The 16683-nt window shown below is 58.1% G+C and carries 15 protein-coding genes and 1 other annotated feature; of the genes, 11 read left to right on the top strand and 4 right to left on the bottom strand.

What is annotated here, in order from left to right; genetic code table 11:
* Window positions 1-16: 16 nt before the first annotated feature.
* Window positions 17-1210, bottom strand: a complete 1194-nt coding sequence (gene acrA, locus AS136_RS14990) for a multidrug efflux RND transporter periplasmic adaptor subunit AcrA (RefSeq protein WP_008805438.1) — start codon at window positions 1208-1210, stop codon at window positions 17-19.
* Between the two features lie 142 nt (window positions 1211-1352).
* Between acrA and acrR the strand changes: the two genes are divergently transcribed.
* On the top strand, window positions 1353-2003 hold the full coding sequence (gene acrR / locus AS136_RS14985) for a multidrug efflux transporter transcriptional repressor AcrR (protein ID WP_008805439.1): 651 nt from the start codon (window positions 1353-1355) through the stop codon (window positions 2001-2003).
* Between the two features lie 129 nt (window positions 2004-2132).
* The gene (gene mscK, locus AS136_RS14980; RefSeq protein ID WP_012542666.1) at window positions 2133-5480 is read left to right on the top strand and encodes a mechanosensitive channel MscK; all 3348 of its coding nucleotides are present in this window, start codon (window positions 2133-2135) and stop codon (window positions 5478-5480) included.
* Between the two features lie 35 nt (window positions 5481-5515).
* On the opposite strand, the gene AS136_RS14975 is transcribed toward mscK, so the two are convergent.
* The 3 genes from AS136_RS14975 to priC form a co-directional block, all read right to left on the bottom strand.
* On the bottom strand, window positions 5516-6415 hold the full coding sequence (locus AS136_RS14975) for an Rpn family recombination-promoting nuclease/putative transposase (protein WP_016160397.1): 900 nt from the start codon (window positions 6413-6415) through the stop codon (window positions 5516-5518).
* A gap of 67 nt (window positions 6416-6482) precedes the next feature.
* On the bottom strand, window positions 6483-6656 hold the full coding sequence (gene rsmS, locus AS136_RS26000) for a pleiotropic regulatory protein RsmS (protein WP_008805442.1): 174 nt from the start codon (window positions 6654-6656) through the stop codon (window positions 6483-6485).
* A gap of 12 nt (window positions 6657-6668) precedes the next feature.
* Window positions 6669-7196 (bottom strand): primosomal replication protein N'', encoded by a 528-nt coding sequence (priC, locus tag AS136_RS14970; RefSeq protein ID WP_016160398.1) that lies wholly within the window; start codon window positions 7194-7196, stop codon window positions 6669-6671.
* A gap of 69 nt (window positions 7197-7265) precedes the next feature.
* Here priC and AS136_RS14965 point away from each other — a divergent pair, with 69 nt between their 5' ends.
* From AS136_RS14965 to AS136_RS14925, 9 genes are all read left to right on the top strand, one after another.
* Window positions 7266-7643 carry a DUF454 family protein gene (locus AS136_RS14965; RefSeq protein ID WP_008805444.1) on the top strand — a complete coding sequence of 126 codons (378 nt, stop codon included), beginning with the start codon at window positions 7266-7268 and terminating at the stop codon, window positions 7641-7643.
* Window positions 7644-7793: 150 nt separating this feature from the next.
* Complete coding sequence (apt, locus tag AS136_RS14960) at window positions 7794-8345, top strand: adenine phosphoribosyltransferase (RefSeq protein WP_063266833.1); 552 nt, start codon at window positions 7794-7796, stop codon at window positions 8343-8345.
* Window positions 8346-8437: 92 nt separating this feature from the next.
* Window positions 8438-10345, top strand: a complete 1908-nt coding sequence (gene dnaX, locus AS136_RS14955) for a DNA polymerase III subunit gamma/tau (RefSeq protein ID WP_063266832.1) — start codon at window positions 8438-8440, stop codon at window positions 10343-10345.
* Window positions 9678-9742, top strand: a sequence feature (DnaX frameshifting element). (Overlaps the previous gene by 65 nt.)
* Window positions 10346-10402: 57 nt before the next feature.
* Window positions 10403-10735 carry a YbaB/EbfC family nucleoid-associated protein gene (locus tag AS136_RS14950; RefSeq protein ID WP_008805448.1) on the top strand — a complete coding sequence of 111 codons (333 nt, stop codon included), beginning with the start codon at window positions 10403-10405 and terminating at the stop codon, window positions 10733-10735.
* Window positions 10735-11340 carry a recombination mediator RecR gene (gene recR / locus AS136_RS14945; protein ID WP_008805449.1) on the top strand — a complete coding sequence of 202 codons (606 nt, stop codon included), beginning with the start codon at window positions 10735-10737 and terminating at the stop codon, window positions 11338-11340. Before AS136_RS14950 ends, recR begins: the two co-directional genes overlap by 1 nt.
* Window positions 11341-11452: 112 nt before the next feature.
* Complete coding sequence (gene htpG / locus AS136_RS14940) at window positions 11453-13327, top strand: molecular chaperone HtpG (RefSeq protein ID WP_012542661.1); 1875 nt, start codon at window positions 11453-11455, stop codon at window positions 13325-13327.
* Between the two features lie 222 nt (window positions 13328-13549).
* Window positions 13550-14194, top strand: a complete 645-nt coding sequence (adk, locus tag AS136_RS14935; RefSeq protein WP_002892184.1) for an adenylate kinase — start codon at window positions 13550-13552, stop codon at window positions 14192-14194.
* Between the two features lie 128 nt (window positions 14195-14322).
* Window positions 14323-15285, top strand: coding sequence for a ferrochelatase (hemH, locus tag AS136_RS14930; RefSeq protein WP_008805451.1), 963 nt, complete (start codon window positions 14323-14325; stop codon window positions 15283-15285).
* A 63-nt stretch (window positions 15286-15348) separates the two neighbouring features.
* Complete coding sequence (locus tag AS136_RS14925; RefSeq protein ID WP_008805452.1) at window positions 15349-16653, top strand: inosine/guanosine kinase; 1305 nt, start codon at window positions 15349-15351, stop codon at window positions 16651-16653.
* Window positions 16654-16683: the final 30 nt, after the last annotated feature.

Here is a 16683-nt window from a genome sequence, read left to right as displayed (position 1 = left end):
ACGGCTCCTGTTTAAGTTAAGACTTGGTTTGTTCTGATGGCGCGTTGCCTGCGGCTTGCTGTTTATCATCAGAAGCTACTTCCTGCGCTTTTACCTGCACGCCTGGTTTGATTTTTTGCAGGCCGGTGACGATAACGCGATCGCCAGTTTTCAGACCGTCAGTGACCAGCCATTTATCGCCGATCGCCTGAGAAGCAGTGACCTGGCGGACTTCGACTTTATCGCCTTCCCCGACCACCATGACGCTGGCGTCGCCGCGCGGCGTACGGGTAACACCCTGTTGCGGTACCAGCAGGGCGTCAGGGTTAACCCCTTCTTCCAGACGGGCACGCACAAACATCCCCGGTAGCAGGGTGTGGTCCGGGTTCGGGAAAATCGCGCGCAGCGTGATAGAGCCGGTGGTCTGATCGACGGTGACATCCGAAAATTCCAGCGTGCCGGCCTGCGGATATTTGAGACCGTCATTCGTCACCAGCTCCACTTTCGCTTTGCCGTTTTCCTGTTTCAGGCGGCCATCGGCCAGCTCCTGTTTCAGGCGCAGGAAATCATTGCTCGACTGGGTGACGTCAACATAGATCGGATCCAACTGCTGAACGGTTGCCAGGGCAGTCGTTTGACCATTCTGCACCAGCGCCCCTTCGGTCACGGCGGATTTACCAATCCGGCCGCTAATTGGCGAGGTGACTTTGGTGTAGGCCAGATTGATGCGCGCGGTTTCAACAGCTGCTTTTGCTGCGACCACGGCCGCATTGCTCTGCTGTGCTGTCGCAACGGCGGTATCGTAGTCTTGTTGACTAATATATTTGGTGCCTAACAGTTTCTGATAACGCTTGACCGTCAGTTGATCCATGTTCGCCGCCGCCTGGGCTTTTGCCAGGTCGCCTTTGGCGCTGTCATAGCTGGCCTGATAGGTGGCGGGATCGATCTGATACAGGGAGACGCCGGCCTGGATATCGCTACCTTCCACGAAGTTACGTTTTAAAATAATGCCACTGACCTGAGGACGGACTTCCGCAATGCGATAGGCGCTGGTGCGGCCTGGCAGTTCGGTGGTTATTTGTAGAGGTGCGGATTTGAGCGTCACAATACCGACTTCCGGCATGTGCTGGGCTCCTTGTTGAGCCGGTTTATCGTCACATCCTGTTAGCGCTAAGCTGCCTGAGAGCATCAGAACGACCGCCAGAGGCGTTAACCCTCTGTTTTTGTTCATATGTAAACCTCGAGTGTCCAATTTCAAAATGTTCAGTGGCTCAAACAACCACAAACCCACTACAGTCTTTCTATTATGGTCATGCTATGGTACATACATTCACAAATGTATGTAAACGTAACCTCTGTAAAGTCATTAACCTATGGCACGAAAAACCAAACAACAGGCACGTGAAACCCGGCAACTGATTCTGGATGTTGCTCTGCGTCTGTTTTCGCAGCAAGGCGTATCATCTACCTCGTTGGCAACAATTGCAAAAGCTGCGGGTGTAACGAGGGGGGCTATCTACTGGCATTTCAAGAATAAATCAGATTTATTCAACGAAATTTGGGAGCTGTCAGACGCCAGTATTAGCGATCTCGAAATTGAGTATCGGGCAAAATTCCCCAACGATCCACTCTCAGTTATCAGGGAGATATTAGTCTATGTTCTTGAAGCGACAGTGACAGAGGAACGTCGACGATTAATGATGGAGATTATCTATCATAAGTGTGAGTTTGTCGGTGAGATGACCGTAGTGCAGCAGGCCCAGCGGCAGCTCTCCCTGGCGAGCTACGAGCGTATCGAGCAGACCTTAAAAGAGTGCATCGCCGCGAAGCTGTTGCCCGCCAATTTACTCACCCGGCGGGCGGCCGTGTTAATGCGCAGCTACCTTTCCGGCCTGATGGAAAACTGGCTGTTTGCCCCTGACTCGTTCGACCTGCATGCGGAAGCGCGCGACTACGTCGCCATCCTGCTGGAGATGTATCAGTTCTGTCCTACGCTACGCGGCCCGGAGAGCCTGACAGCTTAACGTTAGCGCGCGGATGTACGTGAATTTTTAGCGCCGTCCGCCGCTATTCGCCAGCGAAGAGAAGTGCTATTCTGCGCGCTTGCGACGACCCCCGGTATTCTCCGGCATTTGCATTCATTCATATTAACTATGCTGCACACGATCTCCAGGCAACGCGCCACGTTTATCTTTTTCATTACGCTGCTCTGCTTTATTGGCCTTTTCAGCCCAGTCCAGGGCCGCGCCGCGGACCTCCCTGACCGGGCAGAGGTGCAGAGCCAGCTCAATACGTTAAACAAGCAAAAAGAACTGACTCCGCAGGACAAACTGGTCCAGCAGGATTTGACCCAGACGCTGGAAACGCTGGATAAAATCGAGCGCATCAAAAGCGAGACGGCACAGCTGCGTCAGCAGGTCGAGCAAGCCCCGGCGAAGCTGCGCCAGGCGGTGGATAGTCTCAACAATCTGAGCGACGTCCCCGACGACGCCGCCACGCGCAAAACGCTCAGTACGCTCTCTCTGCGTCAACTGGAATCACGCGTCACTCAGACGCTGGACGACCTGCAGAATGCGCAAAACGATCTGGCGACCTATAACAGCCAGCTGGTTTCCCTGCAAACGCAGCCGGAACGTGTGCAGAACGCGATGTATAACGCCTCCCAACAGTTGCAGCAGATCCGCAATCGGCTGAATGGCACCTCGGTGGGCGACGAGACGCTGCGCCCGACCCAGCAGGTGCTGTTGCAGGCTCAACAGGCGCTGCTCAACGCGCAGATTGAGCAGCAGCGCAAGAGCCTCGAAGGCAACACCGTCCTGCAGGATACCCTGCAGAAGCAGCGTGACTACGTCACCGCCTGGAGCAACCGGCTGGAGCATCAGCTGCAGCTGCTGCAGGAGGCGGTGAACAGCAAGCGGCTTACGCTGACGGAGAAAACCGCCCAGGAGGCGGTCACCCCGGACGAAACCACGCGAATTCAGGCCAATCCGCTGGTTAAGCAGGAGCTGGATATTAACCATCAGCTCAGCGAGAAGCTGATCCAGGCGACGGAGAACGGTAACCAGCTGGTGCAGCGCAATATCCAGGTGAAGAACTGGCTCGACCGCGCGCTGCAGTCTGAACGGGATATTAAAGAGCAAATTTCAGTTCTGCGGGGGAGCCTGCTGCTGTCGCGCATTCTTTATCAGCAACAGCAGACGCTGCCGTCGGCGGACGAACTGCAGGATATGACCAACCGCATCGCCGACCTGCGGCTCGAGCAGTTTGAGGTGAACCAGCAGCGCGACGCGCTGTTCCAGAGCGACGCCTTTGTCGCCAAACTGGAGGAGGGGCACAGCAGCGAAGTGAACGATGAAGTCCACGCCGCGCTACTGGAAGTGATCGACATGCGCCGCGAACTGCTTGACCAGTTCAACAAACAGCTGGGGAACCAGCTGATGATGGCCATCAACCTGCAGATCAACCAGCAGCAGTTGATGAGCGTCTCGAGCAGTCTGAAGGAAATTCTGACCCAACAAATTTTCTGGGTGAACAGCAATAAACCGATGGACTGGGAGTGGATTAAGGCCTTCCCGGAAGCGCTGAAAGGTCAGTTTAAGGCGATGAAAATCACCGTGAACTGGGAAAAAGCGTGGCCCGCGGTGTTTATCGCTTTCCTGGCCGGTTTACCATTGCTGCTGATTGCCGGCCTGATCCGCTGGCGTCTGCAGTGGCTGAAGGATTATCAGGCTAAGCTTGCTTCCCAGGTGGGGCAGCTGCGCAACGATACCCAGCTGCATACGCCAAAGGCGATCCTGATCGACCTGATTCGGGCCTTGCCGGTGGTGCTGGTAATTTTGGCGATTGGCCTGATCTTACTCACCATGCAGCTTAATATCAGCGGACTGCTGTGGGCGTACAGTAAAAAGCTGGCCATGTTCTGGCTGGTGTTTGGTCTGTGCTGGAAAGTGCTGGAAAAGAACGGCGTGGCGGTCAGCCACTTCAATATGCCTGCGCAGTTGACCAGCCACTGGCGGCGACAAATTGTTCGCGTCAGCCTCGCGTTGCTGCCGCTGAATTTCTGGTCGGTGATTTCCGAGCTGTCGCCACTGAACCTGATGGACGACGTGCTGGGGCAGTTTGTGATTTTCTTCAATCTGCTGCTGATTGCCGTGCTGGTCTGGCCGATGTGTCGGGAAAGCTGGCGTGATAAAGAATCACACAGCCTGCGCCTGCTGACGATCACCGTGCTGTCTATTGTCCCGGTAGCCCTGATGGTGCTGACGGCGACCGGTTACTTCTACACCACGCTGCGCCTGGCGGGACGCTGGATCGAGACCGTGTATCTGGTGATGATCTGGAACCTGCTGTACCAGACCGTGCTGCGCGGTCTGAGCGTGGCGGCGCGACGTATCGCCTGGCGCCGGGCGCTGGCGCGCCGTCAGCATCTGGTGAAGGAGGGCGCGGAAGGCGCCGAGCCGCAGGAGGAGCCGACTATCGCTCTCGAGCAGGTCAACCAGCAGACGCTGCGCATCACCATGCTGGTGATGATCGCGCTGTTCGCGGTCATGTTCTGGGCGATTTGGTCTGATCTGATCACCGTTTTCGCCTATCTCGACAGCATTACCCTCTGGCACTACAACGGTACCGAAGCGGGGGCCAGCGTGGTGCGCAGCGTCACGATGGGCAGTCTGCTGTTTGCCATTGTGGCGTCGATGGTCGCCTGGGCGCTAATACGCAACCTGCCGGGTCTGCTGGAGGTGCTGGTTCTCTCGCGTCTCAATATGCGTCAGGGCACCTCCTACGCCATCACCACCATTCTTAACTATGCGATTATCGCCATCGGGGCGATGACGGTGTTCGGGTCGCTGGGCGTCTCCTGGGATAAACTACAATGGCTGGCGGCCGCGCTGTCGGTTGGTTTAGGTTTTGGCCTGCAGGAGATCTTCGGTAACTTCGTCTCCGGTCTGATTATTCTGTTCGAGCGTCCAGTGCGCATTGGGGATACGGTAACCATCGGCACCTTCTCCGGTACGGTAAGCAAAATCCGTATCCGCGCGACCACCATCACCGACTTCGATCGCAAAGAGGTAATTATCCCGAACAAGGCGTTCGTTACCGAGCGCTTGATCAACTGGTCGCTCTCCGACACCGTGACCCGGGTGGTGATCCGCCTCGGCGTCGCCTATGGCTCCGATCTGGATAAAGTGAAAGAGGTGCTGCTGAAGGCCGCGCACGATCATCCGAAAGTGATGCAGGAGCCGGCGCCAGCGGTTTTCTTCACCACCTTCGGGGCCAGTACGCTGGATCATGAACTGCGTCTGTATGTTCGTGAACTGCGCGATCGCAGCTACACGGTGGATGAGCTCAACCGCGCCATCGACCGCCTGTGCCGGGAGAATGACATTAACATTGCCTTTAACCAGCTGGAAGTTCATCTGCGCAATGAAAAAGGTGATGAAGTCACCGAAGTGAAGCGGGACGGGAAGGGGGACGATCTGGCGCCCACCACCGCGTCCTGATCGAAGAGGGGCGGCGCAAAGCCGCCCCTGCTGCTTCAGGGTGCCAGCGCGGCGAGTTCTTCATCGCTGAGCCCGGTGAGCTCCTGCACGGTTTGACGTTCGAGGCCGCGCGCCAACATTCTGGCGGCGATGCTGCGGGTGGCTTCCTGCTCACCCTCTTGCTGTCCCTGTTTACGGCCTTTTTCTTCCAGCCATTCGGCAATGGTCATCATCAGCTCCTTATGCCTGGGCGACTGCGCCGCCAGCGTGCGGATCAGCGCCCCCGGATGTTCCGTAGTTCCCGCCTGCAACATATAGCGCAGCAGCGTATTCAGCTGCGCTTCGGTCAGATAGCCTTGCGTCATCAGCGCAATCAGCGGCACCTGCAGCTCGGCCAGATCGCGATGGCGGATATGCTTTTGCAGCAGCTCCAGCATGGCCATCCGCCGATGACGGGCGATCTGATTATCTGGCATTACGGTGAGGTCCACCAGCGGAAAATCATTGCTATAGAGCGTCTTCGCCAGCGCCGGATCGGCGAATAGCTGTTGCCAGTTGCGGGCCCAGGGCCAGGGGCTCACTTTGCCGTGATAAAACAGAATGGGCACCACCAGCGGCAGCGTGTCGTGGCCGGCGTCCAGATGACGCTGCATGGCGGCCAGCGCATAGCGCAGCAGGCGAAATGCCATCAGCTTGTCCGGGGTACTCTGGTGCTCAATCAGCGCGTACACATAGCCCGGTCCATGACGCGTGCGCAGTGAGTAAAGGATATCGGAATAGCTGGCGCGCAGGTCCTCTTCAACAAAGCTGCCGGAGACCAGCTGCAGCGAATCCAGTTCGCAGATCGCCAGAAACGGCGCGGGGAGATACAACTGCAAAAAATCCTTCGCGACCGCCTGATGCATGAGCATCTGGCGAAACACCGCGTCGTGTGGGGTTTGACTGACTTTTTCCATCAATATTGTCTCCAGTGGCGTCATGCGCAGAGGACCAGACTGCCAGCACACTGCCGGAGACAACATCCTACTTCTCTGGGTTTTGCGACCCGCTTTCCGCGTTTTTTAACTTGTTTGCATAATCCCGCCTGACAATTTCCAGCGCGCCCAGCACGGTTTGCGCCGGGATCTGATGTGATTCCAGCAACATGATTAAATCGACGGCCAGTTTGACCTCATCGGATGCATTTTCCAGCGACATCGGGCTCTCCTGTTAGCGCGTCAGCCGCGCCAGTACGTTTTCAATCTTGTCCAGTGCCTGTCGGCAGCGCGCCAACCGGCCGCTGTAGGCTTCAACTTCTTTCCCCAGCCGCTGCTGCTCGTCAAGGCTGGTCGCCTGCGCCAGCTGACGCTGACGTTGGTCGCGCATCGCCAGCAGGCGGCGCTCATACTCCTGATGCTGCAGGCGACGGCGCTGCCAGCGGCTCAGCGTTGGCGACGCGTGGTCCCAACTGCGCAAGGACCAGGTGGCGGTTTCACGACGCAGCGCGGCGATTTGCGCCGCCAGACGCTCGGCAATCCAGACCACCTGCGGCAGCTGCTGGCGCTCGACGGCCTGGCTCAGTTGGGAAAAGTTTTGCCGGGCTTCCGCCAGATAGTCCTGCATCAGCGTGCTGCGGGTATGAAAGAGCTGACGGTCAAAGCGTGGGCTCAGGGTCGCGTGCTCCGCCAGCGGCGCCACCAGCGCGGCCAGCTCGCTGAGCTGATCGTTCAGCGTTTGTAAAAGTTGAGCTGTTTTCACCACACCTCTCCATTCCCTTCCAGCCAACTGTGCTACAGTAGCCTCATCTGTTTGATAACGATTCGCATTATGCCACCTGTTATTCTAACCATTATCGGCTGGCTGGCGGTAGCGCTGGGTACGCTGGGCATCTTCTTACCGTTGCTGCCGACGACGCCGTTTATTCTGCTCGCCGCCTGGTGCTTTGCCCGCTCATCGCCGCGCTTTCACCAGTGGCTGCTGTATCGCTCCTGGTTTGGCGGCTATCTTCGCCATTGGCAGCAGTACCGCGCGATGCCTCGCGGCGCCAAACCGCGCGCCATTGCGATGATCGTAGTGACTTTTGCTATTTCGCTGTGGCTGGTTAAGCTTACGTGGGTGCGCATCATGCTGTTGGTCATTCTGGCCTGCCTGCTGATCTTTATGTGGCGCATTCCGGTGGTTGACGCAAAGCAACAAAAGCACTGATGCGCAATAATGCCTGTTGCAATTGTTGCTGACAGCCAGTAAATTCTGGCGTTTTCGAGCGCGGGCAAGCCTGGTCAAAGGTTAAACAAATGTTTCTTTGGCCCCTTTTGCACGCCCGTGGGTAACACCGTTTCAATCAGGCATACACTTATGACCGCAACTGCACAGCAGCTTGAATATCTGAAGAACAGCATCCAGAGTATCGAGGATTATCCAAAACCTGGCATTCTTTTCCGCGATGTCACCAGCTTACTGGAAGACCCGAGGGCCTACGCGCTTAGCATTGAACTGCTGACCGAGCGCTACAAAGACGCGGGTATTACCAAAGTGGTAGGGACTGAGGCGCGTGGCTTCCTGTTCGGCGCCCCGGTTGCGCTGGCGCTGGGCGTGGGCTTTGTTCCGGTTCGCAAGCCGCGTAAGTTGCCGCGTGAAACCATTGCCGAGAGCTATGAGCTGGAGTATGGCACCGATCAGCTGGAGATCCACGTTGATGCGATCAAACCGGGCGACAAGGTGCTGGTGGTGGACGATCTGCTGGCGACCGGCGGCACCATCGACGCGACGGTCAAACTGATCCGCCGTCTCGGCGGCGAAGTGCACGATGCCGCTTTCATTATCAACCTGTTCGATCTGGGCGGCGAACAGCGCCTGGAGAAGCTGGGGATCCACTGCTACAGCCTGGTGCCGTTCCCGGGCCACTAAGCAAATCCCTCCACATAGCCTCGCCGATCGGGCGGGGCTGTGATAGCATGACCCCTTCGTGATTTCACCTTCCAGCGTTTCAGAGCCAGCCCATGAGTTATCAGGTCTTAGCCCGTAAATGGCGCCCACAAACCTTTGCTGACGTCGTCGGCCAGGAACATGTGCTGACCGCACTGGCGAACGGCTTGTCGTTAGGGCGCATTCATCACGCTTATCTCTTTTCCGGTACCCGCGGGGTCGGTAAGACCTCCATCGCCCGTCTGCTGGCGAAAGGGTTAAACTGTGAAACCGGCATCACCGCCACCCCCTGCGGCGTGTGCGATAACTGCCGGGAAATTGAACAGGGGCGTTTTGTCGATCTGATTGAGATTGACGCCGCCTCGCGCACCAAAGTCGAAGATACCCGCGACCTGCTGGATAACGTCCAGTACGCGCCGGCCCGCGGCCGCTTTAAGGTCTATCTCATCGACGAAGTCCATATGTTGTCGCGCCACAGCTTCAACGCGTTATTAAAAACGCTGGAGGAGCCGCCAGCACACGTCAAATTCCTGCTGGCGACGACGGATCCGCAGAAGCTGCCGGTGACGATCTTATCCCGCTGCCTGCAGTTCCATCTCAAAGCCCTGGATGTTGAACAGATCCGCCATCAGCTGGAGCATATTCTTGGCGAAGAGCAGATTGCCTTTGAGCCCCGCGCGCTGCAGCTCTTGTCGCGGGCAGCCGACGGCAGCCTGCGCGATGCCTTAAGCCTGACCGATCAGGCGATTGCCAGTGGAGAAGGACAGCTGACGGCCGCATCGGTGAACGCTATGCTCGGCACCCTTGATGACGATCAGGCGCTGTCGCTGATTGAAGCGCTGGTCGCTGCCGACGGCGAGCGGGTGATGGCGGGCGTCAATGACGCCGCCGCACGCGGCGTCGAGTGGGAGGCGCTGTTGGTGGAGATGCAGAGCCTGCTGCACCGCATCGCCATGGTACAGCTGTCGCCTTCGGCGCTGGGCGCCGATATGGCCACGGTCGAAGTGCGGATGCGCGAACTGGCGCGAACCGTACCGCCGGGTGACGTTCAGCTTTACTACCAAACGCTGCTGATGGGCCGCAAAGAGCTGCCTTATGCGCCGGACCGGCGAATGGGCGTCGAAATGACGCTGCTTCGCGCGCTGGCGTTTCATCCGCGTAAGCCGCTTCCAGAGCCGGAAGTGCAGCCAGCACAGACCGCCGCGCCCGCGCCGCGTCAGCCGGTTGCCCCCGCTGCGCCGCCGCAGCAGCCGTCGCAGAGTTTGCCGCCGACCACCAGCCAGGTGCTGGCGGCCCGCAGCCACCTGCAGCGCAGCCAGGGAGCAACCACTCCAAAAAAGAGTGAACCGGCAGCCGCTTCCCGCGCGCGGCCGGTGAATAACGCTGCGCTGGAGCGACTGAGTTCGATTACCGAGCGCGTCCAGGCTCGTCCGGCGGCGGCTGCCCTTGAGCAGGCCCCGGCGAAGAAAGAGGCCTATCGCTGGAAGGCGACGACAGTGGTTGAAGAGGCCAAAGTCGAAGTCGCGACGCCAAAAGCGCTGAAAAAAGCGCTGGAGCATGAGAAGACGCCGGAGCTGGCGGCCAAGCTCGCCGAAGAAGCGGTCGAGCGCGACAGCTGGGCGGCGGAAGTGAGCCGGCTGGCGGTACCTAAGCTGGTCGAGCAGGTGGCGCTCAACGCGTGGAAAGAGCAGGAGGGCTGCCGCGTCTGTCTGCATCTGCGCCCCAGCCAGCGTCACCTCAATTCCACCGGCGCGCAGCAAAAGCTGGCTGAAGCGCTGGGGGTGTTGTACGGTACGCCGGTTGAATTGACCATCGTGGAAGATGATAATCCCGCGATGCGTACGCCGCTGGAGTGGCGGCAGGCTATTTATGAAGAAAAGCTCGCGCAGGCGCGCGAAGCCATTATCGCGGATAATAACATTCAGACCCTGCGTCGTTTCTTCGACGCCGATCTGGATGAAGAGAGTATCCGCCCCATTTGAACGCCAGTCTGACTGGCATTCAGTACCTTTAACGATGACTGACTGAGAGAGAAGCCTATGTTTGGTGGAAAAGGCGGCCTGGGTAACCTGATGAAGCAGGCCCAGCAGATGCAAGACAAAATGCAGAAGATGCAGGAAGAGATCGCTCAGCTGGAAGTGACTGGCGAATCCGGCGCGGGTCTGGTGAAAGTGACCATTAACGGCGCGCACAACTGCCGCCGTGTGGAAATCGACCCAAGCCTGCTGGAAGACGACAAAGAAATGCTGGAAGATCTGGTGGCTGCCGCGTTTAACGACGCCGCGCGCCGCATTGAAGAGACCCAGAAAGAGAAGATGGCTTCCGTTTCTGCCGGTATGCAGCTGCCGCCAGGCTTCAAGATGCCGTTCTGATGCAAACCAGCCCGCTGTTAACTCAGCTTATGGAAGCGCTGCGCTGTCTGCCGGGCGTTGGCCCGAAGTCGGCGCAGCGCATGGCGTTTACCCTGCTGCAGCGCGATCGCAGCGGCGGTATGCGCCTGGCGCAGGCGCTGACGCGCGCGATGTCGGAGATCGGCCACTGCGCCGATTGCCGCACCTTCACCGAGCAGGAGGTGTGCAATATCTGCAGCAACCCGCGTCGCCAGGAAAACGGCCAGATCTGCGTGGTGGAGAGTCCGGCGGACATCCACGCCATCGAGCAGACCGGGCAGTATTCCGGCCGCTACTTCGTGCTGATGGGGCACCTGTCGCCGCTCGACGGCATCGGGCCAGATGACATCGGGCTCGATCGCCTTGAACAACGGCTGGAAGCGGAGTCGATCACCGAGGTGATCCTTGCCACTAACCCGACCGTTGAGGGTGAGGCGACGGCCAACTACATCGCGGAGCTGTGCGCGCAGTATGGCGTTGATGCCAGCCGCATCGCCCACGGCGTGCCGGTGGGCGGCGAGCTGGAAATGGTCGACGGCACCACGCTGTCCCACTCGCTGGCCGGTCGTCACAAGATTACTTTCTGAACAAATGGAGGCGGCCAGCGCCGCCTCCGCTTGAAAAATTTCCCCGCAGTCCCCATCTCCCACTCAACGGTTTTTTACCCCATTTAAAATGGCATTGTTGAGGTTGAATCAGATGAAAGGACAAGAAACTCGTGGTTTTCAGTCAGAGGTAAAGCAACTTCTGCACCTGATGATCCATTCCCTCTATTCCAACAAAGAAATCTTTCTGCGTGAGCTGATTTCCAACGCCTCTGATGCGGCCGATAAGCTGCGTTTCCGCGCGCTGTCGCAGCCGGATTTGTATGAGGGCGATGGCGAGCTGCGCGTACGGGTTTCGTTTGATAAAGACAACCGCACCCTGACCATCGCCGATAACGGTATCGGCATGAACCGGGAAGAGGTTATCGATCATCTCGGCACTATCGCCAAGTCCGGCACCAAAGCGTTTCTGGAATCGATGGGTTCCGACCAGGCGAAAGACAGCCAGCTGATCGGCCAGTTCGGCGTCGGCTTCTACTCTGCCTTCATCGTGGCGGATAAAGTGACCGTGCGTACCCGTGCGGCGGGCGATAAACCTGAGAATGGCGTGTTCTGGGAATCCGCCGGCGAAGGGGAATATACCGTTGCCGACATCACCAAAGCCGATCGCGGCACCGAAATCACCCTGCATCTGCGTGAGGGCGAAGACGATTTCCTCAACGACTGGCGCGTGCGCTCCATCATCAGCAAGTATTCCGACCATATCGCGCTGCCGGTTGAGATTGAAAAGCAGGAAGAGAAAGACGGCGAAACCGTGATTTCGTGGGAAAAAATCAACAAGGCGCAGGCCCTGTGGACCCGCAGCAAGTCCGAAGTGAACGACGACGAATACAAAGAGTTCTACAAGCATATCGCTCACGACTACAGCGACCCGCTGACCTGGAGCCACAACCGCGTGGAAGGTAAGCAGGAGTATACCAGCCTGCTGTATATCCCGTCGCAGGCGCCGTGGGATATGTGGAACCGCGATCATAAACACGGCCTGAAGCTGTACGTGCAGCGTGTGTTCATTATGGACGACGCCGAGCAGTTTATGCCGAACTACCTGCGCTTCGTGCGTGGCCTGATCGACTCCAACGATCTGCCGCTGAACGTCTCCCGTGAAATCCTGCAGGACAGCAGCGTGACCCGCAACCTGCGTACCGCGCTGACCAAACGCGCGCTGCAGATGCTGGATAAGCTGGCGAAAGACGACGCTGAAAAATATCAAACTTTCTGGAAACAGTTCGGCCTGGTGCTGAAAGAGGGCCCGGCGGAAGATCCGAGCAACCAGGAAGCGATCGCCAAACTGCTGCGTTTCGCGACGACGCATACCGACTCCTCCGCGCAGACCGTGTCGCTGGAAGAGTATGTCTCGCGCATGAAAGAAGGCCAGGAGAAGATCTACTACATCACTGCCGACAGCTATGCGGCGGCGAAGAGCAGCCCGCACCTCGAACTGCTGCGTAAGAAAGGGATTGAAGTTCTGCTGCTCTCCGATCGCATCGACGAGTGGATGATGAGCTACCTGACCGAGTTCGACGGCAAAGCGTTCCAGTCGGTGGCGAAAGCCGACGAGTCGCTGGACAAGCTGGCGGATGAAGTGGACGAGTCCACCAAAGAAGCTGAAAAAGCGCTGGAGCCGTTCGTTGAGCGTGTGAAAAACCTGCTTGGCGACCGGGTGAAAGAGGTGCGTCTGACCCATCGTCTGACCGACACCCCGGCGATTGTCACTACCGATGCCGATGAGATGAGCACGCAGATGGCGAAGCTGTTCGCGGCAGCGGGCCAGGCGGCACCGGAAGTGAAATACATCTTCGAACTGAACCCGGCGCATCAGCTGGTGAAACGCGCCGCCGATACCCAGGATGACGCGCAGTTCGGTGAATGGGTAGAGCTGCTGCTGGATCAGGCGCTGCTGGCTGAGCGCGGCACGCTGGAAGATCCGAACCAGTTTATCCGCCGTATGAACCAGCTGCTGGCTTCCTGACGCGAACCTGAACGAGTAGCCCGGCCAAGCGACGCGACGCCGGGAACGGGATAAATGCCCCGCCTGAGCAATTTGCTCCGGCGGGGCATTTCACATTGGATTGCATAAAATATCTCACCATTAACCGTTTCAGCCGCACCGCCTTCCTTGAGCCATCGCCGTTCTGGTGGTATGGTTTAGCGTTTTTGAAAAATTGAATCGACTTTTGAGGGGATTTTCGTAATGCGTATTATTCTGCTTGGCGCTCCGGGCGCGGGTAAAGGAACTCAGGCTCAGTTCATCATGGAGAAATACGGTATTCCGCAAATCTCCACCGGCGATATGCTGCGCGCGGCGGTAAAATCCGGCTCTGAGCTCGGTAAGCAAGCGAAAGACATTATGGACGCCGGCAAGCTGGTGACCGATGAGCTGGTCATCGCGCTGGTGAAAGAGCGTATCGCCCAGGAAGATTGCCGTAACGGTTTCCTGCTGGACGGCTTCCCACGCACCATTCCGCAGGCTGACGCCATGAAAGAAGCGGGTATTACCGTTGATTACGTGCTGGAATTCGACGTGCCGGACGAACTGATCGTCGACCGCATCGTTGGCCGTCGCGTTCATGCGGCATCCGGTCGCGTATACCACATCAAATTCAATCCGCCGAAGGTGGAAGGCAAAGACGACGTGACCGGCGAAGAGCTGACCACCCGTAAAGACGACCAGGAAGAGACCGTGCGTAAGCGCCTGGTGGAATACCATCAGATGACAGCACCGCTGATCGGCTACTACACCAAAGAAGCGCAGGCGGGCAACACCAAATATGCCAAAGTCGACGGCACCAAAGCGGTAGCTGACGTGCGCGCTGAACTGGAAAAAATCCTCGGCTGATAAAGCCTTTTCTCATCCTGCTGCCGCAGGATGAGAACTCCTCTCATTTCTACCTTTTGCTATGATTGGTTCCGTTTAGCGCCATTTCAGCTACAATTGGCTGCGATTCAAATGGTTAAGAGGCGGTAATGCATCAGACGAAAACAGGTATCTTGCTGGCCAATTTAGGCACTCCCGATGCGCCCACCCCCGGTGCGGTGAAGCGCTATCTGCGACAATTCCTCAGCGACAAACGGGTGGTGGATACATCTCGTCTGCTATGGTGGCCGCTGCTGCGTGGCGTCATACTGCCGATTCGCTCCCCGCGCGTGGCGAAGCTCTATCAGTCCGTGTGGATGGAGGAGGGATCGCCGCTGATGGTATACAGCCGTCGCCAGCAGCAGGCGCTGGCCGCCAGGCTGCCGGATACGCCGGTGGCGCTGGGCATGAGCTATGGTTCGCCGTCGCTGGCCAGCGCGGTGGATGATTTACTGGCGCAGGGGGTGGGACACATCGTGGTGCTGCCGCTGTACCCACAATATTCCTGTTCGACGGTGGCCGCCGTCTGGGATGAGCTGGCGCGGATCCTTGCGAAAAAGCGCGCTATTCCGGGTATCTCGTTTATTCGCGACTATGCCGATCACCCGGACTATATCCATGCGCTGGCGGCCAGCGTGCGCGCCTCCTTCGCGGTGCACGGGGAACCCGATCTGCTGCTGCTCTCCTACCATGGGATCCCGCAGCGCTATGCCAACCAGGGCGATGATTATCCCCAGCGCTGTCGCGATACCACGCGGGAACTGGTTTCCGCGCTGGGGCTGCCGCCGGAGCGGGTGATGATGACCTTCCAGTCGCGCTTTGGCCGGGAACCCTGGCTGACGCCGTACACCGATGAGACGCTGAAGATGCTTGGCGAGCAGGGGACGAAGCATATTCAGGTGCTGTGCCCGGGGTTTGCCGCTGACTGTCTCGAAACGCTGGAAGAGATTGCCGTTCAGAACCGGGAAGTTTTCCTCGAAGCGGGTGGCGAGCAGTATGAATATATTCCGGCGCTAAATGCGGATGTGGCGCATATTGAGATGATGGTCAACCTGACGGCGCCTTATCGCTGATCGCGCGCAGGGCGGGGAATATGCTACTATTTCCCGCTTGTTCCCTGTTATTTAAGCGCCACTATGAAATTTCCCGGTAAACGCAAATCCAAACACTATTTTCCCGTCAACGCCCGCGACCCGCTGCTGCAGCAAATTCAGCCGGAGAATGAATCCAGCGTCTCCTGGGTGGTCGGTATCGACCAGACGCTGGTGGATATCGAAGCGAAAGTGGATGAAGCGTTTATCGTACGCTATGGTCTGAGCGCGGGCCACTCGCTGGTGATTGAAGATGACGTCGCCGAGGCGCTGTACCAGGAGCTGGTACGCAATAATCTCATTACCCATCAGTTTGCCGGCGGCACCATCGGCAATACCATGCATAACTACTCGGTGCTGGCGGACGATCGCTCGGTGCTGCTTGGCGTGATGTGCAGCAATATCGACATCGGCGGCTATGCCTATCGCTACCTGTGCAATACCTCCAGCCGCACCGATCTGAACTATCTGCAGGGCGTCGACGGCGCCATTGGCCGCTGTTTTACCCTGATCAGCGACAGCGGCGAGCGCACCTTCGCCATCAGCCCGGGTCACATGAACAAGCTGCGCCCGGAAAGCATTCCGGAAGCGGTGATCGCCGGCGCCTCGGCGCTGGTGCTCACCTCCTACCTGGTACGCTGCAAGCCGGGCGAGCCGATGCCAGACGCCACGATGAAAGCCATCGAGTACGCCAAAAAGCATGATGTGCCGGTGGTGTTAACTCTCGGAACTAAATACGTGATTGCCGATAACCCGGCGTGGTGGCAGCAGTTCCTGCAGGAGCATGTCTCGATTCTGGCGATGAATGAAGAAGAAGGGGAAGCCCTGACCGGTTTTGCCGATCCGCTGTCGGCGGCGGATAAAGCGCTGGACTGGGTCGACCTGGTGCTGTGCACTGCCGGTCCGGCGGGCCTGTATATGGCGGGCTTTACCGAAGAAGAGGCTAAGCGGAAAACCCAGCATCCGCTGCTGCCGGGGGCGATCCCAGAGTTTAACCAGTTTGAATTCAGCCGTGCGATGCGCCACCAGGATTGCGTTAATCCGCTGCGTATCTATTCACATATCGCCCCGTATATGGGCGGGCCTGAAAAAATCATGAATACCAACGGCGCTGGCGACGGCGCCCTGGCGGCGCTGCTGCATGACATCACCGCCAATAACTACCACCGCAATAACGTACCCAACTCCAGCAAGCACAAATGCAAATGGCTGACCTACTCCTCACTGGCGCAGGTGTGTAAATATGCCAACCGCGTGAGCTATCAGGTGCTGAACCAGCACTCGCCGCGTTTAACCCGCGGCCTGCCGGAGCGTGAGGACAGCCTGGAAGAGGCGTACTGGGATCGGTAAGCGCGCCCCTCTCCCGACGGGGAGAGGGCA

The organism is Klebsiella sp. D5A (genome assembly GCF_001620885.1).
Classification (GTDB): domain Bacteria; phylum Pseudomonadota; class Gammaproteobacteria; order Enterobacterales; family Enterobacteriaceae; genus Klebsiella; species Klebsiella variicola.
This window is presented reverse-complemented; position numbering and strand designations above follow the sequence as displayed.